This window comes from Suttonella indologenes (genome assembly GCF_900460215.1).
GTDB classification, from domain to species: domain Bacteria; phylum Pseudomonadota; class Gammaproteobacteria; order Cardiobacteriales; family Cardiobacteriaceae; genus Suttonella; species Suttonella indologenes.
Window position 1 is genome coordinate 213,198 of record NZ_UHIA01000003.1, and the last position, 22,146, is coordinate 235,343.

Genomic DNA, 22,146 nt, shown 5'->3' on the forward strand with positions numbered 1-22,146 from the left:
GTTTCTTGATACGTGTTTAGTGGGCGCAGCTGATGCTTGGGCTCAGGCGCGCAAGGGTGTGGGCTTGTGTTCGGGTCTGCGCAAGTTCTGTTTGAGCGGTTTGCGGGTCGATTTGTTGGAGTTGCGCGTTGTTGCCGTCGCTATGGATTTTGATGTAAACGGTTTGCCCTGCTTGGATGTTGAGGCTGCTGCCGTGTTGCTTGAGTTTGTTTAGGTAGGCTTGGTCTTTGCCTGTGGGGACGGCGGTGATTTGGTGGGCACTGGGGCATACGGGGGTGCTGATGTGTCCGCCGGCAAGTAGGGAGCTGAGGTATTGTCCGTCAATAGAGAGGTTTACGGCCGAGCCCATTTTCTCTTCCCCGCTGCGGTAGAAAACCAGCAGGCCTTGCTGCGCTTGTGCTTCTTGTACGCCGCTTTGATTGAAGTCTTGCCAGCTGATGTGATTGCCTTGATGGGCACAGGCGGCTAAGACCAATGAGAGCAGGCCGGGTATGATGCGTTTTATGTTGGACATAAAAGTTCCTTTGCTTTAATGAAGACAATATTTGCTTTGATGCAAAAAAATTTCAATAAAGCTTAAAAGCTTAAAAGCTTAAAAGCTATTTTAAGCCAAATGCAATTTTTAAGCCAATTATTTTTTTGTCTTCAATTCTGACAAGTTTGTTAGAAACTTCAAATTACGAAAAAGTAGTTTCAATTAAAAAAATATCGCAATTTTCGTTTTTTCTAAATCACTTGTGAAAAGCGGTGCTTTTCCGCTTGTAGATAAGCATCGAAGACCATCGCAATATTGCGAATCAAGAGCCGCCCGGGAGCTTGCACCTGCATGCGATTGCCTTGCAATTGCAGCAGTCCGTCGGCGGCCAGCGGCTCGAGCTGCGCCCATTCTTTGGCAAAATAGGCGACGGCATCAATGCCGTATTTGGCGGAAACTTTCGCCAAATCCAAACCTAAATTGCACATAATTTCGGTAATCACATAGCGGCGGATTTCATCGTCTGAATTTAATGCCACGCCGCGCGCAATGGCTAAATCGCCGCCGTCAATGGCGCGGTAATATTTATCGCGCGCTTTATGGTTTTGGCTGTAACTGCCCTGCACCTGCGAGATGGCTGAGATGCCGAAGCCCAGTAAATCCGTGTCCGAGAAAGTGGAATAGCCTTGGAAATTGCGGTACAAAGTGCCGTTTTTCTGATGTTTGACCAGACTGTCTTCCGGTTTGGCGAAATGATCCAGTCCGATAAATTCATAATCCGCGCCGGTGAGCATGGCAATCGTGCGCTCCAAAATCGCCAGTTTGACGGCAGGGCTGGGCAAATCCGCCTGCTTGATTTGCTTTTGTGCGCCGAATAAATCCGGCATATGGGCATAGTTGAAAATCGCAAGGCGATCCGGCGCCAATTCAATCATTTGCTCAAGGGTATGGCTGAAGCTGTCCACCGTCTGCAAAGGCAGACCATAGATTAAATCCACCGAAATGCTGTGAAAACCTAAATCGCGCGCATCCTCCATCAGCCTTGCCACCTCTTCGCGCGGCTGAATGCGGTTGACCGCCTTTTGCACCGCAGGATCAAAATCCTGCACACCGAAGCTGACGCGGTTAAAACCTAATTTGCGCAAATGGGCGAGGTAGTCGCGGTTAATCGTGCGCGGATCGATTTCAATCGAAAATTCGCCCTCATGATCATCGGCAAAGCGAAAATGCCGATGCAATAAATCCATCAGCCGACTTTGCTCGTCCATGCTGATAAAAGTCGGCGTGCCGCCGCCGTAATGCAATTGAATCATGCGGCGGTCGCTGTCGATATGCGCCGCTTGGCGCGTGATGTCCTGTGTCAAATAGTCTAAATATTCCCCTGATTTGCTGTGATTGCGCGTGATGATTTTATTGCAACCGCAGAAATAGCAGACATGCTCGCAAAAAGGAATATGAAGATAAACGGATAAATCGCGCTTGCCGGCATTGCTGGCCTGCAAATGCCGGATATGGTCTTCTTGGGTAAATTGATCCGTGAATTGTACGGCGGTGGGGTAAGAGGTATAACGCGGTCCGCTCATGCGGTATTTTTCTATTAAAGCGGCATCAAAATAAGCTGTCATGTTTGTTCTATGTTCAAAATTAAGCGCGCATTGTAGCAAATCCCCGCAAGCCATGTAGGAAAAGCTGTCGTATCTTTATGTATTTGATATGGTTATTCTCATTTTCAACATAATGCGCTTTATAAGGATTTATTTGCTTTGATTATTGTTACTCTTAGGTGCATCAGCCAAAACTGGATAAGCGGTAAGCCTTAACCGCTCGGCTTTGGGCTATGCTTGGAAATTTTTAAGCTAAAGTGGTTTGTTTGCTATGTATGCGCTGGTGAGTTTTTTCAGCGGTTTATTGTTTACCGCGGCCTTTTCCCCTTTTGATTATTGGTATGCGGCGTTTATTAGCCTGACGGCTTTGGCTTGGGTGTGGCTGCATGCGCCGACTAACCGCACGGTGCGTTACGGCTTCCTCTTCGGCTTGGGCAATTTTGGCTCAGGCGTGTATTGGGTTTATATCAGTTTGTATCGCTTCGGCAATGCGCCGCTGATTTTCGCTATTTTGGCGAATATTCTGTTAGTGCTGTATTTGGCGCTATACCCTGCTTTGGTAGGCTATGTTTTGCGGCGTTTGAGCGCGCCGCGCACGGTCTATCGCTTGCTGCTGATTCCTTTGCTATGGTTGGGAGCGGAGTTTTTACGCGCTTATTTCTTAACGGGTTTTCCTTGGTTGTCGGCGGCATATTCGCAGCTTTACGGCGTGCTGAACGGTTTTGTGCCGATTTTCGGCGTATTCGGTACGGGGCTGTTTTTACTCTTGATATGCGCTTTATTCGCTTACACGCTGTCGCAGCGGGTGGCTTATCCTACTGTGATTGCCGGCTTTATTGTCGCTATTGCACTAGTCTCACGCGAATTGTCTTTTACCCATGCAATCGGGCAGCCCTTTTCGGTGGCTTTGGTGCAGGGCAATGCTTCGCAATATACGAAGTTTGATGCCGAGCATATGCAGAAGGATATGGAGGATTATATTGCACTCAGCGCAGCGCGCAGCGAAAGCGTGATTATTTGGCCGGAAACGGCGGTGGCGTTTATGGAAGAGAGTATTAAAGCGCCGGTTTTGGAGCCTTTGGATGCTTTGTTTAAGGATAAGCGGCAGGCGGTGGTTTTAGGCATTCCCAGCGGCAATATTCGTGCCGATTATTATAACAGCGTCATTACTTTAGGGGCGGCAAACGGTCGTTATGCCAAAAATCATCTGCTGCCTTTCGGCGAATTTATTCCGTTTAAACCAGTATTTCAAATTTTTAGCCGCTTTGTGGATATGCCTTTGGGCGATTTTTCGCGCGGCGGCAGTCAACAGGCGCCGATTTTTACGCAGGGAGTTCCCGCTGCGGTGTCGATTTGTTTCGAATCGGCTTTCGGGCGGCAGGTGCGGCAGGGCGTGACTAATGCGCAGTATTTAATCAATGTCTCGAATGACGGCTGGTTTCAGGGCTCAATTGCCGCACATCAGCATTTGCAGATGAGCCAGATGCGCGCCTTGGAATTAGGGCGCGAGATGGCGCGGGCAACGAGCACGGGGATTACGGTATTTATTGACAGCCAAGGCAAAATCCTAAGCAGTCTGCCGCAGCATGAGCAGGCGGTGTTATCGGGTTGGATTCAGCCGCGCATAGGGCTAACGCCTTACGCGCGCTTCGGCAATACGCTCTTTATTTCTCTGTGGCTGCTCTATGCTATCATTGCCGCTTTGTTGTACCCAATGCGGAAAAATCATGCAAGAGCAATATCAAGCGAATATTATTGAAGCCCAAGTCCAAGAGAATTGGGCGAAAAATAAGAGTTTTCGTGCTGAAATTCAGCCGAATAAGGAAAAGTTTTACTGTTTGTCGATGTTCCCCTATCCTTCGGGGCGCCTGCATATGGGGCATGTGCGCAATTACACGATCGGCGATGTGATTTCGCGCTATCAGCGTATGAATGGCAAAAATGTTTTGCAAACCATGGGTTGGGACGCTTTCGGTATGCCGGCGGAAAATGCGGCGATGAATCATCAGGTCGCTCCTGCCAAATGGACCTATGAAAATATCGACTACATGCGCAATCAATTAAAACTGCTCGGTTTTGCTATTGATTGGTCGCGCGAGATTACCACTTGCCGGCCGGATTATTATCGCTGGGAGCAATGGCTGTTTACGCGCCTGTTTCAAAAAGGGATTGTTTACCGCAAAAACGGTACGGTGAATTGGGATCCTGTTGATCAGACGGTGTTGGCAAATGAGCAAGTGATTGACGGCCGCGGTTGGCGCAGCGGCGCTTTGGTCGAAAAGCGCGAAATTCCGATGTATTACTTCCGCATCAGCGATTATGCCGAAGAATTATTAGCCGATTTGGATAAGCTCGAGCATTGGCCGGAGCGCGTGAAAACGATGCAGCGCAATTGGATCGGTAAATCGCGCGGCATGACCCTGCGTTTTGCGATTGCCGAGGAGAGCAAAGCGGGCTTGAGCGGCGAGGCGGCGCAATATGTGCAGGTCTATACTACGCGTCCCGATACGATTTTCGGCGCTTGTGCGGTGGTTGTGGCCGCCGAACATCCTTTAGCAGGTGCGGCGGCGGAGAATCGCGCGGATTTGCAAGCCTTTATCGCAGAATGTAAGGCGGGTTCGGTCGCAGAAGCCGATGTGGCGACAATGGAAAAGAAAGGCATGCCGACGGGGCGTTATGTCATCAATCCCCTTAGCGGCGAACGTTTGGAAGTTTGGATTGCCAATTATGTGATTTGGGGCTATGGCGACGGCGCGGTCATGGTGGTGCCGGCACATGATGAGCGCGATTTTGAATTTGCGCTTAAATATGATTTGCCGATTAAACAAGTGATTGCTCAAGAAGATAAGCCTTATGATAATCAGGCATGGCAGGAATGGTACGGCAACAAAGAAAACATTACTCTTATCAATAGCGGCGAGTTTAACGGTTTGAATTTCGAACAGGCTTTTGAAGCCATCGGCAAAAAATTGCAAAGCCTTGGCGCCGGCGAGCCGAAAACTCAATACCGCCTGCGCGATTGGGGCATTTCGCGGCAGCGTTATTGGGGTTGTCCGATTCCGATTATTCATTGCGAGGATTGCGGCGACGTGCCGGTGCCGGATAAAGATTTGCCGGTGGTCTTGCCTGAAGATGTGGTACCGGACGGCAGCGGCTCGCCATTGGCAAAAATGCCCGAATTTTATGAAACGGTTTGTCCGAATTGCGGCAAAGCGGCAAAACGCGAAACCGATACCATGGATACCTTTATGGAATCCAGCTGGTATCAATTCCGCTATATGTCACCCGATTATGCGCAAGGCATGCTTGAGTCCGAGGCGGCGGCATATTGGCAAAGCGCCGATCAATATATCGGCGGCATCGAACATGCGATTTTGCATTTGCTCTATGCGCGTTTTTATACCAAATTGATGCGCGACGAAGGTATTGTGCAAGTCGATGAGCCTTTCCAACGTTTGCTTACCCAAGGCATGGTGCTGGCAGGTACATGGTACCGCGAAGAAGCAAGCGGCAAAAAACATTGGTTTAATCCTAATGAAGTCAGCACCCTAACCGATGAGAAAGGGCGAATTATCGGCGGCAGTCTGCAGCGCGACGGCGAAGCGGTCTTATACGGCGGCATGGAAAAAATGTCGAAATCCAAAAACAACGGTGTCGATCCGCAAGCCTTGATTGAGCAATACGGCGCGGATACCGCGCGTTTATATACCATGTTTACTTCACCGCCTGAAAGCACTTTGGAATGGTCGGAACATGGTGTGGAGGGGGCAAACCGCTTTTTGCGCCGCCTCTGGGCTTATGCTTATGAATACCGTCAAAGCCTGAGCCAAAGCCATGAAGCAATTGCCTTGGACGAGAAGCATCAGAGCATCCGCCGCGAGATTCATGAGCAGCTGCGCAGCGCGCGCTTTGATTATGAGCGCAATCAATTTAATACGGTTGTTTCCGCCGCGATGAAAATTCTCAATGCGCTTGGCAATATTGAGCCGGATTATGCGGCTTTGCGCCGCGAGGGCGTGCGGATTTTGTTATTGATTTTGGCGCCGATTGTGCCGCATATTGTCAGTGTCTTATGGCAGGAATTAGACTTCGGCGGCGATTTGCTCAATCAGCAAATGCCGCAGCCGGATGAGGCGGCATTGGTGCAGAACCGCTTTACTTTGGTGGTACAAATCAATGGCAAAAAACGCGGCGAAATTCAGGTGGCGGCGGATGCCGATGAGGACAGCATTGTGCAGACGGCATTAAATGACGGCGAATTACGCCGCTATACCGACGGCAAAACGCTGCGCAAGGCGATTGTCGTGCCGCAAAAATTATTGAATTTAGTGGTGAGCGATTAAGTATGTTTCAGCAGGCAGGAAGATACAAAAACATCGTTCTGCGTCTTGCTTTGAAAAGGGCGGTTTGCGCATCTTTTGCTTTCATTGCCTTTCCTAAAGGGAAGGGTTTCAACCAGTAAGGAATTTTTAATGAAAAAACTCTGCTTATTTGCCTGTCTGTGTCTGCTTTCCGCCTGCGGTTTCCATCTCAAAGGTTTGAGCGGTAGCAGTCTGAATTTCAGCGATATTTATGTATTGAGTACGGTAGAAAAACCCGATGCCTCGCAGCAGCTGACTTATGAAGCTTTGCTGGATGCTTTGCGCGAAAGCGGCGTTAAGCTTGTTGACAGTGAGGCGGCAAGCGCGCATAAATTGGTGGTCTCGAATTTCCGTTTTCACAGTCGTGAAGTGGCAATCGGCGGCGACAGCGGCAATAGTCGCGAATTGGAAATCAGCGACAGCTATTCCATCACTTTGTTTAAAGACAATAAAAACTTAGGCGAAACAACCGTGCAAAGCCGCAGCAATATTGCTTACAGCGCAGGGCAATTTATCGGCAGCCTGCAGGAAGAACGCAATATGCATGAGCAGCTGGCGCGCGAAAATGCGCATAGCGCCTTACGCTTTATCCAAACGCATACAAAAGCCGCTCAATGAGCATCAGCGCAACGCAGTTAAGCGCGCATTTACATAAAAAAGGACTGCCTGCCCTGACGCTGCTCTACGGCGAAGAGCCTCAGCTATTGCAGGAAGCCTTAGACGCGATTCGTCAGCAAGCCTTGAAAGCGGATTTTAGCGAACGTAAACGCCTTGATGTCGGGCGCAGCGCCGCCGATTGGCAGGAATTGCTCAATGAGGTGGAAACCCCGTCTTTATTTGCGCCGCGCAGTTTGATTGAAGTACACGGCGAGCAGAAAAGTCTGGATAAGCAGGCGGCGGCGCATGTGCAGAAAATCGCAGGTTTGCATTTGAATAATGTGCGGATTGTATTGTATTTTCCGCGCTTGGAAAAAGTCAGCCAAGCGGCGTGGTATAAACATTTAGCCAAGCAAGATTTTTTAGAAGTGCGCGGCTATGCGCTTAATGAAGAAGAATTTGCCGCCCAAATCGAGCAACGCCTGCATCGCAGCCAATTGCATTTGGATGCGGCGGCAAAAGCTCTGTTTATTGATTTTCACGAGGGCAATTTGGCGGCGGCGCAGCAATCGATTGCGCGGCTTTGTCATAGTCCGGCGCGCGAAGGTTTATTGGAAGAAGCCGATATTGCCCGCCTGCTGGACGATTTTTCCCATTTCGGCGTCAATGCTTTTCGCGAATCCTTATTGGGCGGCGATTGGCTAGGTGCTTATCGTAGTGCGGAAAAAATCGCCCAAAGCAGTAAAAACGAAATCACTTTGCTGGTCTGGCAATTGGCGCGCGATGCCAATGTTTTGCTAGAACTGCATCATGCGCCGCAATCAAAAGAAGAGATTTTCAAACGCGCGCGCCTGTTTTATCCGCGCCAGCAGGCGGCTTTGCGGCAGGCGGCACAGCATTTTCCCATCAGTCTGGTGTTGAGCTTAAATCAGCTTGCCGCGAAACTCGACCGCATCAATAAAGGCGTAGAGCGCGGCGATGCTTGGCTGACGCTGCGCCAATATTGTTTATTGCGCCAACGCCGTTAAACATCGCCATTTCCGTTTCAAGCACTTGGAAACAGAAATGGCGCGATAGTGATATAGTCAAAGAATTGAAAAAGTATTACAGCGTTGGCTCGCCTTGCCGTACGCTCTTGTACTGTCTGCGGCTTGCCGCCTTGTACTACTTTTTCACTTCTCCGACTATATTTATAAAGTCAGAGCCGCATCCAGAGCGATTTCTATCATTTCATTGAAGGTGGATTGGCGCTCTTCGGCAGTGGTGTATTCTTCACGGATGATGTGATCGGAAACGGTGCAGATGGTCGCTGCTTTCGCGCCGAATTCCGCCGCCACGCCGTAAATGCCCGCCGCCTCCATTTCTACGCCTAAAATGCCATATTTACGCAGGGTTTGCGTGAGCGCCTGATCAGGATGATAGAACAAATCCGAAGAAAACAAATTGCCTACTTTCGCCTTCACGCCCCGTGCCTGAGCCGCCTGAGCAAGCGCTTGCACGATGCCGAAATCGGCTAATGCGGCAAAATCATAGCCGTGGAAGCGGCTGCGGTTGACTTGGCTATCCGTGCTTGCGCCCATGCCGATGACAACGTCGCGCACATGCACATCGTCTAAAACCGCGCCGCAGGAGCCGACTCGAATCAGATGTTGCACGCCGTATTCCGTAATCAATTCTTTGGCATAAATGGAGCAGGAGGGAATGCCCATGCCGTGCCCCATGACGGAGATTTTTTTACCTTGGTAAGTACCTGTGTATCCGTACATATTGCGCACAGCGGTAACTTGTTCGGCATCTTGGAGGAAATTTTCTGCGATGTATTGGGCGCGCAAGGGATCGCCTGGCATGAGAATGGTTGGGGCGAAAGCGTCTTTTGCAGCGCTGATATGGGGTGTTGCCATATAAATTTTTCCTTAATTTTAAGTGGATAGAAAATTGCTAAGCGTGTTAGCATTGCTGTTTGCCGTAGCGTTCTTCACGCAATAAGGCGCGCACGGCGGCGTCGAATTCCTGCAAAACGCTTTGCGCTTGCGCAGCGTTATCGCCTTTGGCATCCAAATAGCATTTGACTTTCGGCTCAGTGCCGGAAGGGCGCACAATCAAACGGCTGCCGTTGTCCATGTAGAAGACCAAAATATCGCTGCGCCGCTCCGTATTCAAATGATCGATGAATTCGCTGACGGCATGGTTGCCGATATGGCTAGGCGCTTGGCTGCGCAAGGCTTGCATAAGCCTTGCGATATCGGCGAGTTCTTTCACGCGGATAGAAATTTGCGAACTCACAAAAGCACCGAAGGTTTGGGCAAATTCTTCCGCCAAATCTAACAACGTTTTGCCCTGCGCTTTTAAATGACGCACCAAATCTAAAAAGACGATTGCCGCCGAAATGCCGTCTTTGTCGCGGACTTTGTCGGGATCGACCAAATAGCCGATGGCTTCTTCAAAACCATAGCGCAAATTTTCCACTTTACCGATATATTTGAAGCCCGTCAGGGTTTCTTCGCTGTCAAAGCCGTAATGTCGGGCGATGTGCGCTAAGGCGGGAGAGGAGACCAAAGAACAGGCAAAAGTACCTGTACTACCTTGATATCTTTGCGCCAAATACCATGCCAGATAACAGCCAATGGTATTGCCGTGCAAGGCTTTCCATTGCCCTGTCTCGTCGGCAATGGCAACTGCAAGGCGGTCAGCATCGGGATCATTTGCCAAAATAAATTCCGCGTTTTTGGTTTTGGCAAGCGCAATCGCCAAATCAAGCGCTCCTTTTTCTTCGGGATTAGGGAAGGATACGGTGGGGAAAGTGCCGTCCGGCTCCGCCTGCTCTGCCACCACATGCGGAAGCGGCAATTGCGCGGCGACTAAGGTTTTGAATAATATTTCTTTACCCACGCCGTGCATCGCGGTGTACACATAATTCAATTCACAGGCAGCTTCCTGCGCTAAGGCAGCGGTTTTTTGCACATAGGATTCAATCAAACTTTCTTCCACTAAGTCAAAAGCTTCGCTGCGCGGATATTCACCAATCGGCGTTTGTGCGGCGGCGGCAATATTTTCGGCAATGGCGCTGTCGGCAGGAGAGACAATTTGTCCGCCGCCATTAGATTTGCCCAGATAAACTTTATAGCCATTGTCTTCGGGCGGGTTATGACTGGCGGTCACCATGACAGCGCCGCTGGCATCCAAATGCTGAATGGCATAGGCAAGCACGGGAGTAGGCAAAGCACGCGGCAGCAGATAGGTTTTAATTCCCGCCCCTGCCATAATGGCAGCGGTGTCGCGTGCATAAACATCGGAGTTTTTGCGTCCGTCATAACCAATCACGATACTGGTCTGCTCCGGGTCGAAGCTCAGCAAATAATCGGCAAGCCCTTTTGCCGCCTGCGCAACCAATACGCGGTTCATACCCATTGGTCCCGCCTGCTGAGGTCCGCGCAAACCGGCGGTACCGAATTGCAAACGTCCTTCAAAGCGTTGCTGCAATTGCGCAAGAGCGCTTTGCTCACCGCCATCGGCGGCTTCGATTAATGCGCCAAGTTCAGCCCGCGTTTCAGTATCAGGGTCTTGTGCAAGCCATTGCTTGGCTGTATTGAGTAGGTTCATACACGTTCCTTTATTGTTATGATGAAAGCGTTAAAATTTCCAGTTCGCATTGTCCTAATGCCTGCCATAATTCGCGACTGCGCGACTCATGTCCGCCGTGCGCGGTGCAGCATAATACCGCCCGGCTCACTTGTGCAAGCGATAAACCGCTTAAACGCAGACTGTTAATCGCTACTTGCAAAGGCGGCAAACTGGGATTATAGGCGGCATTTTCCGCATAGCGCCCTGTAATGATTTTTCCTTCAAGCGCTAATGCAATGCCTGCGTAAGCACGGCTATAAGGCGCATAGCAGGTGTTCGCCGCTTCAAAAGCCGCCTGTTCCAAGGCGTCCAAGGAAGCTTTGGGCGGCGATAATTCATGCTGCATTTTATCTAGCAAACAAATATCCAAACCAAGATCTTTAGGCGAAAAACTATCGGGCAGATACTGTTGCAACAATTGGTCGCGGCTATGCGGCAAATGGATTTTTATCTGCTGCGCATGGCGCAATTCATTCAGAAATTGGCGGCAATGTCCGCAAGGCGTGTAATTCACCACAATATCGCTGATGATATCTGCGCCCCTTTGCCAAGCATGTGCAATAGCGCTTTGCTCGGCATGTACGGTCTGCCCCATATCCGCTTCTCGGCATTCTTGGTTAACGCCGATATAAAAATTGCCTTCTTTATCAATGGCAATTGCCGCCACATTAAATTGAGAAACCGGCGTCACCGCCAGTGTCGCCGCCTGCGGCAATAAAGAGAGAGCAAAGGCAATCGGATCATTGCCAAATGCCTTACTGCCCTGCTCGACTTCATTTTTATCTAAAAAACTCAACATTTTTATTATTCCAAGTGGCAATTAAAAATAAGAATGGGTAGAATGCCTTTTCTGTTAACAATCTGTTAGTCCGTTCCCTTTTCATCATACTTTTTACATGAAGATATTTCAATTATGGAGGTTATTAACAGCATTTTCGATATGTTGACACTGGTTTCGGATTAGGCTTACGCTGTTTATAGCATACCTTTATCTTATTTGGTCTTGTAAAGTCGTCATCACGACTGCAGGGCTAAACCTGCGTCAAAGCATATTGACGCTTCTACTTTGTTTAAAAATTGATTGAATCAAAAAGGAGAAATCAATGTTAATTCAAGAAATTATCCGTAAAAAACGCGACAAGCAAAAATTAAGTCCGGAAGAAATTCAATTTTACATCCAAGGCGTGACTGACGGCAGCATCAGCGAAAGCCAAATTGCCGCCATGTGTATGGCGATTTATTTTAACGATCTTGATATAGAAGAACGCAGTGCCTTAACACTTGCCATGCGCGACAGCGGCGACAGTTTGCAATGGGAATCTTATCAGCTCAACGCTCCTACCCTAGACAAACATTCCACCGGCGGCGTGGGCGATGTGGTCTCATTAATGCTTGCGCCCATGCTTGCCGCCTGCGGCGGTTTCGTGCCGATGATTGCAGGACGCGGTTTAGGGCACACCGGCGGCACTTTGGATAAATTAGAAAGTATTAAAGGCTTTGATATTTTCCCCAATCCTCAGAAAATGCAGGAATTAGTTAAAGAAATCGGCTGCGTCATCGTAGGACAAACAGGCAATCTCGCTCCCGCCGATCGCAAAATTTATGCCACTCGCGACGTTACTGCCACGGTGGAAAACATATCACTCATCACCGCCTCCATTCTCTCTAAAAAATTGGCGGAAGGCTTAGACAGTCTGGTGATGGACGTTAAAGTAGGCAACGGTGCATTTATGCCAAGCTATGAATTATCCAAAGCCTTGGCACAAAGTATTGCCGCAGTAGCCACACAATCAGGCTGCCAAACGACCGCCTTATTGACAGATATGAACGAAGTCTTAGCCTCTAGCGCCGGCAATGCCGTAGAAGTGCGCGAAGCCATCCGCTATTTACGCGGCGAGGGTGTTCGCAATCCGCGTTTGCATGAAATCAACCTTGCCCTTTGTGCAGAAGCTTTGGTCAATGGCAAATTAGCCGATTCCCGCCAAACAGCCCGCCAACAATTGCAAAACGTTTTAGACTCCGGAAAAGCTTATGAAATCTTTGAAAAAATGATTCATGCACAAGGCGGTTCGACGCAATTTGATCAATTACCCCTTGCCAATATCGTCAAACCCGTCTTAGCGGAAAGCACCGGCTATATTCAAAGCATGAGCACGCGCGATATCGGCGTAGCGGTCATTAATCTTGGCGGTGGCCGACGCATTGCCAGCGATCATATTGACCATAGTGTCGGCTTTGATGAAATCTTAGTCATCGGCAGCAAAGTCGAAGTCGGCACGCCTTTGACAATGATTCATGCCAAAGACGAAGCTACATGGCAAGCCGCCGCAAAAGCTTATCGCGCCGCCTTGCAGATCGGCGAAGCAAAACCTGAGGAGCGTCCTTTGGTTTACGAAACACTCACCGCCTAAATCCGAAATAAGCAAAAATAAACCCTGCATGAAGCAGGGTTTATTTTTGCTTAAGTAGCACAGCAGCCGATAATGGCATATCTCATCGCAAGACTTATTTGCGCCCGGTGCGAATCCCCATAATCAGACCGGCTAAAATAGCCGCCGTTAAGGCTTTGCCCGCGTGACGCTGAATCCCGCGCTCGGTAACATACTGCAATTCATGCGCTTGGTTTTTCAAATGATATTGAGCCACCTCTTTCATATCCGTCGCAGTTTTGCCGATTTCAGCCAATACGGGATTTTTCTTTGCTTGAGGTTTTTTTATCGCACTAATCAGTAGACAAACCAAAGCAAGAGCGATAAAGCCTAATGCAAATAAACCGTTGACTTGATAAATCGACAGCAATTGTTCAATTAACAAATATTGATGCAGAGCAATCAGGGCGAAAATCACAGCAACCAAGATCAACACTGCAGCAATAAGACTTAATACCATACGCTGCGGCTGCTTGCGTTGCAAGCCCATTTGCACAGCATAAGGCAAGAAAAATTTGATTAGCCTACCAATCAAGGGAACCTCTTAGCGGCGGCTCATCAAAAAGCCAACAATAAAGCTTACTCCTGCGACAATCGCCACGGATTGCAAAGGATTTTCACGCACACGATCGGTAGCATTTTCAACCGTATTATCAAAATGCTCGCGCGCACGCTCATAATAAGCCTGACCTTGAGCGCTGGCATCATCCATAAAATTCTGCGCCTGACGGCTGAAACGATCATAAGCATGTTGCGCACGCGCAGAAGCCTCATTACCTTTGCTTTCCGCGATTTGACGCAATGTTTTGCCGATTTCGGCAAAATCTTTGCGGAAATTTTCAATATCTTGTTCCAATTTTTGAACACGCGTATCAGTCATTTTTTGCTCCTTTGTTAAAAGAAAGCTCAGCATAACACAATTGAAATGATAAAGTCAAAACACGCAATTATGACGATATCTTATATTTCAATACATATAGCGCGTCAGACGATTGACATAATAATTACCCAGATTCGCAAGCAAAGACAATACGAACCAAGCTATCGCCAAAGGAAAAACCGTACCGTTGAATTGTCCTGACACAAGATGCGCCACCGCCAAACCAATTACCGACATAATCGTGCCGACCATCGCGGAAATCGTGCCGGCAATACCTCCATGCGGTTCTAAAATCAAGCTGTTGAGATTCGGCATCGTCAAGCTAAAGCAAAACATATGAAACATGAGCAGCGGCATAAAAATCCATAAAGGCGGTTTGCCGCCAAACAATAAAGCATTGACTAATAAGAAACCGTCGCCGATTACCATGGCAAGCAAAGCCCAGAAAGCAATACGGTGCATACCCAAACGCATCACAATCTGCGCATTGACCACAGAAGCCGCCACCATGCCCAAAGCCGTTACGGCAAAAGCCAACGCAAACCTCTCGCCCAAACCATAAACCGCACTGCCGTAAATCTGCTCCGCCTGACCGATATAAATCATCATCATCGAAAACATCGCACTTAATATCAACATATAAACCAAAGTCGGACGATGTGTAAAACAGGTTTTCAAAGCCGCCATTAGGCGCTGCATATTCGGCGGATTACGTTTTTCAATCGGCAAAGATTCGGGTAAACGCAGCGCCACCCATAAAAAGGTCAAAATTCCTACCAAAACAAACAAATAAAAAACACTATGCCAATTGCCTAAAGACAAAGTCAATTGCCCAATCGACGGCGCCAAAATCGGCACCAGCAAAAACACTATCATAGAAAAAGACATAATCCGCGACATCTCCCGTCCTGAAACCGCATCGCGCACTACTGCCTGCGTTAAAACACGCGGTGCCGCCAAACCGACACCCTGCCAAAACCGCGCCCACAGCAAAGCCTGAAAAGAATCGATAAACAACACGGAAACCGAAGCCATCACATAAACCGTCAGCCCGCATAAAAGCAGATATTTACGCCCGAAAAAATCCGCCAATACACCGAAAAACAGCTGCATAATCGAAAAGCCGAACATAAAAACATACACCACCAACTGCACATCGTTTGCCCTTTCCCCATGCAAAGCAAAATCTTGCGCGAAAGCAGGAAAAGCCGGCAAAATCGCATCAATACCGAAAGCGGAAATTCCCATCAAAGTCGCAATCAAAGCGATAAACTCAAAACTTTTGAAAAATTTCATTTTACTAACCAAAAATCATCAACAACTTCCGACAACAGCACAATTCATGCGATAATAAGCTTTTTACAATCAGGACAAAATTATGAAAAAACAACACATTGTCACACTCACCTGCGCTCTTCTGCTCAGCGCCTGCCAAGCAGGAAAAGAAATCAATTATAACAGCGTACAAAGCATCACCCGCCACCTCACCACCGAACAAGAAATCCGCCAAACCTTCGGCGAGCCGGTTGCCGTCCATACCGATATGCGAAACGGCACCCGTACCCTGCTTTATCGCTACAGCCAAAACGATCAAATCAAACAACCCATTGCAGGACTTATCGGCAGTATTGCCGGCGGCGCATTAGGCTATCAAGTCGGCGACGGCTCCGGACAAGCCATTGCCACCATGATCGGTTCGGCAGCCGGCGGTGCCATTGCAGCCAATAGCATGACCACGCGCGAAGAAAACCGTAATTTACAAGTCGTCATCTCCCTTGCCAACGGGCGTGTCATAGACTACAACTACAGCGAAGACGCCTACCGCCGTCAGCCTTGGACACCTTCCACCGGTCCCTCACCCTTATAAATTTAAGAATTGCCACAACCGCAAACTATGCTAGAATACGCGACTTACCGGGGGCGTTCTTGGATTCGACGGGGATTGCAAGGCTCTAGGTGCATGTCGAGGATGAAAGAACCTCGTAAAACCCTTTCAACACAATAGTTGCAAACGACGACAACTACGCTTTAGCGGCTTAATCCCCGCTAACGTTCAGCCGAAAAAGTCTGCGTTTTTGACCTGAACGACATCTCAGCAGAATCGCTCTTATGTGCGTCCGCCGCATAAGGGTTAAACTTAGCGGAATCGCCGGAAAGATGCCTGACCATTGGCTGCTTGAAGGCTAAATTTTAATTAATGGCTCTAAGCATGTAGTACCGAAAGTTGAGGATTCGCGGACGGGGGTTCAAATCCCCCCGCCTCCACCAATTAGAAAAGACAAACCCGTCTCTCTGGGGTCATTCTCCGGGGTGACGGGTTTTCTTTTTCACCTTGTTTCTAAAGGGGTTGCGCCCGTTTCACATCTTTCCAAAGCACCTCTCCGCACCATCGATTCTCCCCATCCTCCCGCCTTTCTTTCTCTGTTTGGCCCCTGATTCTCTGTTTTCTCCGGACCAAGTCCGAAGCTCGTCCGGGAAGCTACATCCTTGATTGATATGGGTTTGCGGCTTGTTGCCGTTTTTGGCGGTTGTCTTAGGTCATCGCTCGATGCCGCAACCGGACGTTTTTTTCGAAATCGTCCGCTTCGGCCGTGAAAAGAAGCGTGGTCAACTCCGGTTTCCAAAGCCCTAAAAAAGAAAAGCCGACGCTGATGGTCGGCTCTCTGGGGTGGTCTCCGGTTCGGTCGTCAGTCGGTGGTGAAGCCGAACTGGCGGCGCTGCTCGGCCCAGTCCTCGGGAAAGGTCTGGGTCAGCTTGGCCAGCGAGAGCCCGTTGGGTTCCTCACCGTTGATCAGGGCTTCGACGATGTCGGGGGCCAGAGTCGTCAGCTTGAGGATGCGGCCACATACGAGCCATCGACGTCGAGGGTACGGGCAAGCTCGCTGATGGACTTGATCTGGCCGGATTCGAGGATGTCGGCCCAGGAAAAGGCCCTTGCCAGTGCCTGGAGGACGGCGGACTGCACCGGCTCCTGCGCCCCGGGGATATCTCCATCCAGGGCCTGGGGAGCGATGACCGTCTTGCGGCCACGCATGCGCCGGATCAGCATCGGGATGTGGAACTGCAGGTTGCCGTTGTCGGCTACGGTAATGGTCGGCTTCATTTTCATCGGCTTGCTCTCCGTTCAGTGACTTCGCATGCCAGACCGGCCAGCTCGGCGATGAGCGTTGTCAGCCCGTTGGTGCGCAGCTCCATATCGATTCCGGTCTCCCGGATCTCCACCTTGTCCACCAGGAGACGGATGAGCCGGTTTCGCTCCACCGGGAAAAGGTCTTCCCAGAAGCCCTCGACATTCTGGAAGGCCTCCGAGACATCCTGCTCCGTGATGCTGTTCCCCTGGTAGGCTCTGCAGCGCTCGCTCACGTGCGTCAGTTGTTTCGAGAGCTCGACCGCCTGACGGTTGACGGTCGTGAGCATCTCAGCCTTGCCCGGCTGATCGCTGCTGGGTTTCATCAGTTCGAGTGCCTGCTCCCTCGCCTGCGACAGCTCCATCTCGAGTTGGGCTTTCTGCTTGAACAGCCGCTCCCGCTCCGCCTGCTCGATGTCTCCGGCGGGAATCCGTTTGAGCGGGCACCGGCTCACGGTCCGCTTGCTGTCCTTCTGGCAGATGTAATAGGTGTAGTGGCGGCCGTTCTTGCGGGCGTAGGTCGGTCCCATCGAGCAGCCGCAGTGGCCGCAGCGGATGACACCCTTCAGCGGGGCGACCATTTTGGTTCTGGCCATGGATACCTTGACCGTTGTTGGATACCGTCCCAAAAAGTGTGTCTTTTTGCAAGAAAGTCAGCATAGGCAGTTTAGCTAAAAAGTAATGAATCTGCAAAACGGCTCAATGGGTAACGGTAAGTTGTTTCACCCATATCAATAGCAGTTTTACTCATCAGCGTTAATACAGAATCTACATTGGGCATGCTGTTGCGTATCTTTAAAGTGCGTTTAAAGGATTTGTTCAACCGCTCAATTTGATTGGTGGTGTAAATCATATTTTGTACCTCGTTTTCATAATGCAGATAGGTTAAATAGTAGCTTAGCTTGTCCTTATCAGCCAATATGGCAAGAGCTTGCGGGTAGTATTTCTTCCATTTCTGATAACAGGCTTTAGCACGTTCAGTAGATGCCGATAAACTGTCATGTTTGCCCACACAGAAGACGTCTTTTAAATCTTGTGCCAGCTCCGCTCTATGGCTGGTTTTGCTTTGACTGAGTAGGCGTCTTTTCAGGTGCAGTACGCACTTTTGTATGCGGCAGGCAAAGTGTTTTTCAATCCTCTGATCCAGCCCTTTCAAGTCATCGATGATAGCTAACTCAATGCGCTGTATCCCTCTTTCTTTCAGGTCTTGGCAGATGCTGTCCCAAGTGCCGGCAGATTCTGTGGGGGCGTTGTAGATACCGAGCACCTCGCGGGTTTTGTCCAGCTTCACGCCGAGCACAACATAGTACGCTTCGCTAGAGACGGTCTCACGTTTGGTTTTGACGTAGGTGGCATCCAAATAGATGATGGGATAATGAGGCTCTAGCGGTCGTTCTCGAAAGGCTTTCATATCCTCATACAGGCTTTCGGTGATGCGTGATACCGCGCTTTTGGAAAGCTTTTTACCATAGATGTTTTCAGTAATGCCTTCGATCTGACGGGTAGTTAAGCCGTTGGCATATAACTCAAAACACAGCTCATTCAGCATATCCTGCTGCTCACGCATGACTTCTAGCAGAAGAGGTTTAAATTGTCCTAAACGATCTCTAGGAATCGCTAACTCAATCTGCTCACCAATACCCAGTCCGCGTAGACTTCGGTAGCCATTAGCTTTATTACCATGGCAATGATTTGAGACTAAAAAGTCCTTGCGCTCGGCTTTCATCAAGCTGTTCAACATAATAGATAGTAGCGTATTGATGCCATTGGGCTTGTTGGTAAAATCATGACAAATTTCTTGTAGCTGCTTTGGGCTTAGTTGTAAACTGTTCATAGGGTCTCTCTCTTTTTTGGATTGCGTTTGCTAAAACATTCTTACAAAAATTTGAGAGACCTTTTCTTTTGCCTCTCATCAGACACACTTTATGGGGCGGTATCACCCGCCAGCTCGGTCGGCGCATCAGCAACGACCTGGACGTCATCCGGGACGCCGGGTTCGACATCGACCGGCAGCGCAACGCCCACACCAAGAACTTCGAGTATTGGATTAGGGCGAACAGGGGGAAATGAAGGAGAACTGGAGAGTTATGCCTGTAATAGACGACGTTGCAGCAAGGTCTGCATATCGCGGCGGCCGTCGGCAATCACCAAGACATAGACATTTTCGGCCATGACCCGGTAAATGATGCGGTAGGGTTTGAAAAAAATCTCACGGTACTCGCGAAGCCCGATGGTCAGCAGTTCCTTCGGATAGGCTCCTCGTTCCGGGTTCTCGGAGAGGCTCGAAAAGGCTTTCTCTATTTGATCGAGAACGTAATCCGCTTTTCCCGGCGCGTCGTGAGAGTCGATATAGTCGTACAATTCCTCCAGATCACGTGACGCATCGTCGGTCAGATATACCTGGAAACCCATCAGCGACTCTTGCTCCGGTCTCGAAGCCGCTGAATGACATCACCGGCGGGCTGGACTTTGCCTTCCTCGATCTGACGCGAGCCGAGCGCGAGAATCTTCAGAAGGGCCATGGTTTCCTGGGTTTGCTCATAGCTTTCGATGTCCTGCATCACGACCTTGGCTTCGCCATTCTGAGTAATGACCAGGGGTTCTCCTTGCCCCGACAGATTGCGCACGATTTCTGCGGCATGGGCTTTCAGGTAACTGATCGGCTTGATTTGGCTCGATAGCTTCATATCCATCCTCCTTTGCATGACCAAATATAGTCCGAAAACAGGTCAACTGTCAATCTGAAACGCTCGAGTCGCCTCAGCGGTGGCTCGGAAAATCATGCAGGACGCTCTCGGGCGTCCTTTTCTTTTGCGGTGGTGCGATGATCACCGCTGTCTCTTGCGGTGGATGACCACCGCACGCCAAACCCTTGCCAGACAGGAACAGCCGAGGCCGCTCCCATCGTCGGGTCCGGAAGGATCAAAGGCGCTCGAGGGCTTCCTCGAGCTGACCGTCCACGAGGTGGGTGTAGATCTGGGTGGTGGACACGTCCCGGTGCCCCAAGGCCCGCTGCACCACGAGCAGGTCATTTGTCGCGCCGTAGAGGTGGGTGGCGAAGGTATGCCGCAGCCCGTGCGGCGTCAGTTCCTTTTCGATCCCGGCCTTCCGTAGCCAGTGAGCGAGCCGGTTGGCTATCTGCCGCTGGCAGAGTCTGCCGTCCCGGTTCGACAGGAACAGGGCTTCCATTTCCGGGCGGCCGTGTCGACGACGCTCGGCCAGGTAACGGCGCAGCAATGTGCGGGGGTCGGTCTTGATGAACTTGACCTGCGGCACATTCCCCTTGGCCCGCACCCGCAGATGCTTGGCGTCGAGGTCGATGTCATCCATGTCGAGCGCGGCCAGCTCGCCAAGCCTGATCCCGGTGCTCAGCAGCACCTCGATCATGGCGCGGTCGCGCAGCGCGGAGAACTCGGTCCGCCCCTTGAGCTCCTTGAGCAGACGTTTCTTTTCGGCGGCGGTCAGGAAAACCGGCAGCTTTCTCGGTAACCGATGCATGCGGATGGACCGGGCCGGATTGTCATCGACCACGCCAGCCTCGACAGCCCAGGCGAAAAAGGCCCGCACCGCCGCCTTCATCCGATGGAGCGAGGCCGCCGAGCATGGGCCTCGCTCACTCTCGGTGACCGCATCAACGGAGAACACCTGGTCGAGGAGCCCGGCCGTGACTTCCCGGCAGACGATGCCCGGATCCAACTCCCCGGCCACGCGGACCACCAGGGCGAGATCCCGGCGGTATGCGGCTATGGTCGCCGGGGAGCGTCCTTCGGCCGACAAGCGGGCACAGAACGCCTCCGTTGCGCCCGTCAGGTCGAGGTCAGCCGTTCGGTTGCTTATCGCTGGACTCCTTCACCCGGCTGTGGCCCATGGGCGTGCTCTTGGGCAGCGGCAGTTCCTCGATGCGCCCCGATTCTCTGGCCCAGACCATCATCATGCGGAACACCCGGACGGTCTTGGCAATGGTGCGCTCGGCCCGGTCCTTGCCGTCGGGCAGTTTGAGCAGCAGATCCGACTTGTAGAACTTGCCGACCTGGGGAAGCCGGATCTCTGCGAGCTGGCGATCCGCGCCGAAGAAGACCTCAACCACGTCGAGATCCTTCCGGTAGGTATAAAGGGTCCGCTCTTTCTTTCCGGATTCCCGCAGGTAGCCGATGAAAGCCTCGGCAGCTTGATGCACGGTGCATTCGATCATGTCGATGTCTCCTTTATCAGTGGCCCGGTGTGTTCAGGACAGGAACTCGTCCAGCTCCCGCAGCAGTTCCTCGACGTGGTCGAGGGAGCCGACGCTCGCCCAGGTGATGTCCGGCTGCTTCGCGTCCGCTTCGAGCTTGCCGCGAATGCCCTCGATCAGCCGCCTGACCAGCGTCCCGGCCCATCTGCGGGCCGAGGTGGTCAGCCCGGTGCTCGGTTACGACGATATCCCACAACTGCAGGAGGTGGTCCGGGCCATCCGCCGCGTCGGAGGCAAGATCAACAGCCAGTGCGGCATTCACATCCACATCGACGCCGCACCCTTCGACGGCAGGCACTTGGGGAACCTGGCCAAGATCATCTACAAGCAGGAACCGCTGATTCTCCACGCCCTCGGCATCAGCCGCGACCGACTCAACCGCATCTGGTACGGCTACCACAACCGCCAGCCCCAGCATTACGACAACAACCGCTACCACAGGGTAAACCTGCACAACGTCTGGTATCGGGGCACGGTGGAGTTCCGCTGGTTCGAGGCGACCCTCCACGCGGGACGGATCAAGGCCTACCTGCAGTTCTGCCTCGCCGTCGCCGCCAAGGCGCTCAACGGCCGGGCCGCTTCCAGTCGCAAGCGGGATTTCGACCCCCAGAGCGCCAAGTACGACTTCCGGGTCTTCCTGCTCCACCTCGGCCTGATCGGCGACGAGTTCAAGACCGCCCGTAAACATCTGATGACCAACATGCCCGGCGACGCCGCCTTCAAGAACGGACGGCCCAAACCGGAGGACGTCCTTCCGGACGAAACCGAAACTACCACTCTCACCAACGAGGCCGGGCAAGTTCCCGTCCTCACTGTTTAAG

At 51.0% G+C, this 22,146-nt stretch carries 19 protein-coding genes, 1 other RNA gene and 4 pseudogenes; 8 read left to right on the plus strand and 16 right to left on the minus strand.

The window, feature by feature from the left end:
* Positions 1-16: 16 nt before the first annotated feature.
* Positions 17-514, minus strand: coding sequence for a hypothetical protein (locus DYC63_RS01360; RefSeq protein ID WP_115217593.1), 498 nt, complete (start codon positions 512-514; stop codon positions 17-19).
* A 212-nt stretch (positions 515-726) separates the two neighbouring features.
* A complete protein-coding gene (gene hemN / locus DYC63_RS01365; RefSeq protein ID WP_115217594.1) occupies positions 727-2,100 on the minus strand; it encodes an oxygen-independent coproporphyrinogen III oxidase in 1,374 nt (457 codons plus the stop codon).
* Positions 2,101-2,362: 262 nt separating this feature from the next.
* On the opposite strand from hemN, the gene lnt reads away from it, so the two are divergent.
* From lnt to holA, 4 genes are all read left to right on the plus strand, one after another.
* A complete protein-coding gene (lnt, locus tag DYC63_RS01370; RefSeq protein WP_245887974.1) occupies positions 2,363-3,838 on the plus strand; it encodes an apolipoprotein N-acyltransferase in 1,476 nt (491 codons plus the stop codon).
* Entirely contained in the window at positions 3,807-6,422 is a 2,616-nt protein-coding gene (gene leuS / locus DYC63_RS01375; RefSeq protein ID WP_115217596.1) for a leucine--tRNA ligase, read from the plus strand. Before lnt ends, leuS begins: the two co-directional genes overlap by 32 nt.
* Positions 6,423-6,551: 129 nt before the next feature.
* Entirely contained in the window at positions 6,552-7,058 is a 507-nt protein-coding gene (locus DYC63_RS01380; RefSeq protein ID WP_115217597.1) for an LPS-assembly lipoprotein LptE, read from the plus strand.
* Entirely contained in the window at positions 7,055-8,065 is a 1,011-nt protein-coding gene (gene holA / locus DYC63_RS01385) for a DNA polymerase III subunit delta (RefSeq protein WP_115217598.1), read from the plus strand. The genes DYC63_RS01380 and holA overlap by 4 nt, the downstream gene beginning before the upstream one ends.
* Before the next feature lie 53 nt (positions 8,066-8,118).
* Here holA and DYC63_RS13605 read toward each other — a convergent pair.
* The 4 genes and pseudogenes from DYC63_RS13605 to cdd form a co-directional block, all read right to left on the minus strand.
* Positions 8,119-8,226 (minus strand): annotated as a pseudogene (locus tag DYC63_RS13605) (IS30 family transposase); the annotation flags it as partial.
* A gap of 1 nt (position 8,227) precedes the next feature.
* Complete coding sequence (gene deoD / locus DYC63_RS01390) at positions 8,228-8,938, minus strand: purine-nucleoside phosphorylase (protein ID WP_115217599.1); 711 nt, start codon at positions 8,936-8,938, stop codon at positions 8,228-8,230.
* Between the two features lie 46 nt (positions 8,939-8,984).
* Positions 8,985-10,637 carry a phospho-sugar mutase gene (locus tag DYC63_RS01395; protein ID WP_115217600.1) on the minus strand — a complete coding sequence of 551 codons (1,653 nt, stop codon included), beginning with the start codon at positions 10,635-10,637 and terminating at the stop codon, positions 8,985-8,987.
* A 16-nt stretch (positions 10,638-10,653) separates the two neighbouring features.
* Complete coding sequence (gene cdd / locus DYC63_RS01400) at positions 10,654-11,457, minus strand: cytidine deaminase (RefSeq protein WP_115217601.1); 804 nt, start codon at positions 11,455-11,457, stop codon at positions 10,654-10,656.
* 304 nt (positions 11,458-11,761) lie between these two features.
* Here cdd and deoA point away from each other — a divergent pair, with 304 nt between their 5' ends.
* Entirely contained in the window at positions 11,762-13,069 is a 1,308-nt protein-coding gene (gene deoA / locus DYC63_RS01405) for a thymidine phosphorylase (protein ID WP_115217602.1), read from the plus strand.
* Positions 13,070-13,163: 94 nt separating this feature from the next.
* On the opposite strand, the gene DYC63_RS01410 is transcribed toward deoA, so the two are convergent.
* The 3 genes from DYC63_RS01410 to DYC63_RS01420 form a co-directional block, all read right to left on the minus strand.
* Positions 13,164-13,622 (minus strand): hypothetical protein, encoded by a 459-nt coding sequence (locus tag DYC63_RS01410; protein ID WP_115217603.1) that lies wholly within the window; start codon positions 13,620-13,622, stop codon positions 13,164-13,166.
* A 9-nt stretch (positions 13,623-13,631) separates the two neighbouring features.
* Positions 13,632-13,967 (minus strand): ElaB/YgaM/YqjD family protein, encoded by a 336-nt coding sequence (locus DYC63_RS01415; RefSeq protein WP_172459361.1) that lies wholly within the window; start codon positions 13,965-13,967, stop codon positions 13,632-13,634.
* Between the two features lie 87 nt (positions 13,968-14,054).
* Positions 14,055-15,263: a multidrug effflux MFS transporter gene (locus DYC63_RS01420; protein WP_115217605.1), complete on the minus strand. Its 1,209-nt coding sequence runs from the start codon at positions 15,261-15,263 to the stop codon at positions 14,055-14,057.
* Between the two features lie 82 nt (positions 15,264-15,345).
* On the opposite strand from DYC63_RS01420, the gene DYC63_RS01425 reads away from it, so the two are divergent.
* Positions 15,346-15,834 carry a hypothetical protein gene (locus DYC63_RS01425; RefSeq protein ID WP_115217606.1) on the plus strand — a complete coding sequence of 163 codons (489 nt, stop codon included), beginning with the start codon at positions 15,346-15,348 and terminating at the stop codon, positions 15,832-15,834.
* A gap of 49 nt (positions 15,835-15,883) precedes the next feature.
* Positions 15,884-16,235, plus strand: a transfer-messenger RNA (tmRNA) gene (ssrA, locus tag DYC63_RS01430).
* Positions 16,236-16,654: 419 nt separating this feature from the next.
* On the opposite strand, the pseudogene DYC63_RS01435 reads toward ssrA, so the two are convergent.
* The 7 genes and pseudogenes from DYC63_RS01435 to DYC63_RS01465 all read right to left on the minus strand — a co-directional run bounded on the left by DYC63_RS01435 (position 16,655) and on the right by DYC63_RS01465 (position 21,286).
* Positions 16,655-17,076 (minus strand): annotated as a pseudogene (locus tag DYC63_RS01435) (hypothetical protein).
* A pseudogene (locus DYC63_RS01440) lies at positions 17,073-17,702 on the minus strand (recombinase zinc ribbon domain-containing protein); the annotation flags it as partial. The pseudogenes DYC63_RS01440 and DYC63_RS01435, both read right to left, overlap by 4 nt.
* 59 nt (positions 17,703-17,761) lie before the next feature.
* Positions 17,762-18,928 (minus strand): IS256 family transposase, encoded by a 1,167-nt coding sequence (locus DYC63_RS01445; protein ID WP_115217608.1) that lies wholly within the window; start codon positions 18,926-18,928, stop codon positions 17,762-17,764.
* 251 nt (positions 18,929-19,179) lie between these two features.
* Complete coding sequence (locus tag DYC63_RS01450) at positions 19,180-19,506, minus strand: type II toxin-antitoxin system RelE/ParE family toxin (protein WP_115217609.1); 327 nt, start codon at positions 19,504-19,506, stop codon at positions 19,180-19,182.
* Positions 19,506-19,781 carry a type II toxin-antitoxin system Phd/YefM family antitoxin gene (locus tag DYC63_RS01455; RefSeq protein ID WP_115217610.1) on the minus strand — a complete coding sequence of 92 codons (276 nt, stop codon included), beginning with the start codon at positions 19,779-19,781 and terminating at the stop codon, positions 19,506-19,508. Before DYC63_RS01455 ends, DYC63_RS01450 begins: the two co-directional genes overlap by 1 nt.
* A gap of 235 nt (positions 19,782-20,016) precedes the next feature.
* Positions 20,017-20,931, minus strand: coding sequence for a tyrosine-type recombinase/integrase (locus DYC63_RS01460; RefSeq protein WP_115217611.1), 915 nt, complete (start codon positions 20,929-20,931; stop codon positions 20,017-20,019).
* Positions 20,912-21,286: a hypothetical protein gene (locus DYC63_RS01465; RefSeq protein ID WP_115217612.1), complete on the minus strand. Its 375-nt coding sequence runs from the start codon at positions 21,284-21,286 to the stop codon at positions 20,912-20,914. Before DYC63_RS01465 ends, DYC63_RS01460 begins: the two co-directional genes overlap by 20 nt.
* A 163-nt stretch (positions 21,287-21,449) precedes the next feature.
* Between DYC63_RS01465 and DYC63_RS01470 the strand changes: the two are divergent.
* Positions 21,450-22,145, plus strand: a pseudogene (locus DYC63_RS01470) (amidoligase family protein); the annotation flags it as partial.
* Between the last annotated feature and the right edge of the window lies 1 nt (position 22,146).

Bases quoted from the DNA above. Each gene is read 5' to 3' on its own strand.
- DYC63_RS01360 (WP_115217593.1), bottom strand. From the start codon at position 514: ATGTCCAACATAAAACGCATCATACCCGGCCTGCTCTCATTGGTCTTA.
- hemN (WP_115217594.1), bottom strand. From the start codon at position 2,100: ATGACAGCTTATTTTGATGCCGCTTTAATAGAAAAATACCGCATGAGC.
- leuS (WP_115217596.1), top strand. From the start codon at position 3,807: ATGCAAGAGCAATATCAAGCGAATATTATTGAAGCCCAAGTCCAAGAG.
- DYC63_RS01380 (WP_115217597.1), top strand. From the start codon at position 6,552: ATGAAAAAACTCTGCTTATTTGCCTGTCTGTGTCTGCTTTCCGCCTGC.
- holA (WP_115217598.1), top strand. From the start codon at position 7,055: ATGAGCATCAGCGCAACGCAGTTAAGCGCGCATTTACATAAAAAAGGA.
- deoD (WP_115217599.1), bottom strand. From the start codon at position 8,938: ATGGCAACACCCCATATCAGCGCTGCAAAAGACGCTTTCGCCCCAACC.
- DYC63_RS01395 (WP_115217600.1), bottom strand. From the start codon at position 10,637: ATGAACCTACTCAATACAGCCAAGCAATGGCTTGCACAAGACCCTGAT.
- cdd (WP_115217601.1), bottom strand. From the start codon at position 11,457: ATGTTGAGTTTTTTAGATAAAAATGAAGTCGAGCAGGGCAGTAAGGCA.
- deoA (WP_115217602.1), top strand. From the start codon at position 11,762: ATGTTAATTCAAGAAATTATCCGTAAAAAACGCGACAAGCAAAAATTA.
- DYC63_RS01415 (WP_172459361.1), bottom strand. From the start codon at position 13,967: ATGACTGATACGCGTGTTCAAAAATTGGAACAAGATATTGAAAATTTC.
- DYC63_RS01420 (WP_115217605.1), bottom strand. From the start codon at position 15,263: ATGAAATTTTTCAAAAGTTTTGAGTTTATCGCTTTGATTGCGACTTTG.
- DYC63_RS01425 (WP_115217606.1), top strand. From the start codon at position 15,346: ATGAAAAAACAACACATTGTCACACTCACCTGCGCTCTTCTGCTCAGC.
- DYC63_RS01445 (WP_115217608.1), bottom strand. From the start codon at position 18,928: ATGAACAGTTTACAACTAAGCCCAAAGCAGCTACAAGAAATTTGTCAT.
- DYC63_RS01450 (WP_115217609.1), bottom strand. From the start codon at position 19,506: ATGGGTTTCCAGGTATATCTGACCGACGATGCGTCACGTGATCTGGAG.
- DYC63_RS01455 (WP_115217610.1), bottom strand. From the start codon at position 19,781: ATGAAGCTATCGAGCCAAATCAAGCCGATCAGTTACCTGAAAGCCCAT.
- DYC63_RS01465 (WP_115217612.1), bottom strand. From the start codon at position 21,286: ATGATCGAATGCACCGTGCATCAAGCTGCCGAGGCTTTCATCGGCTAC.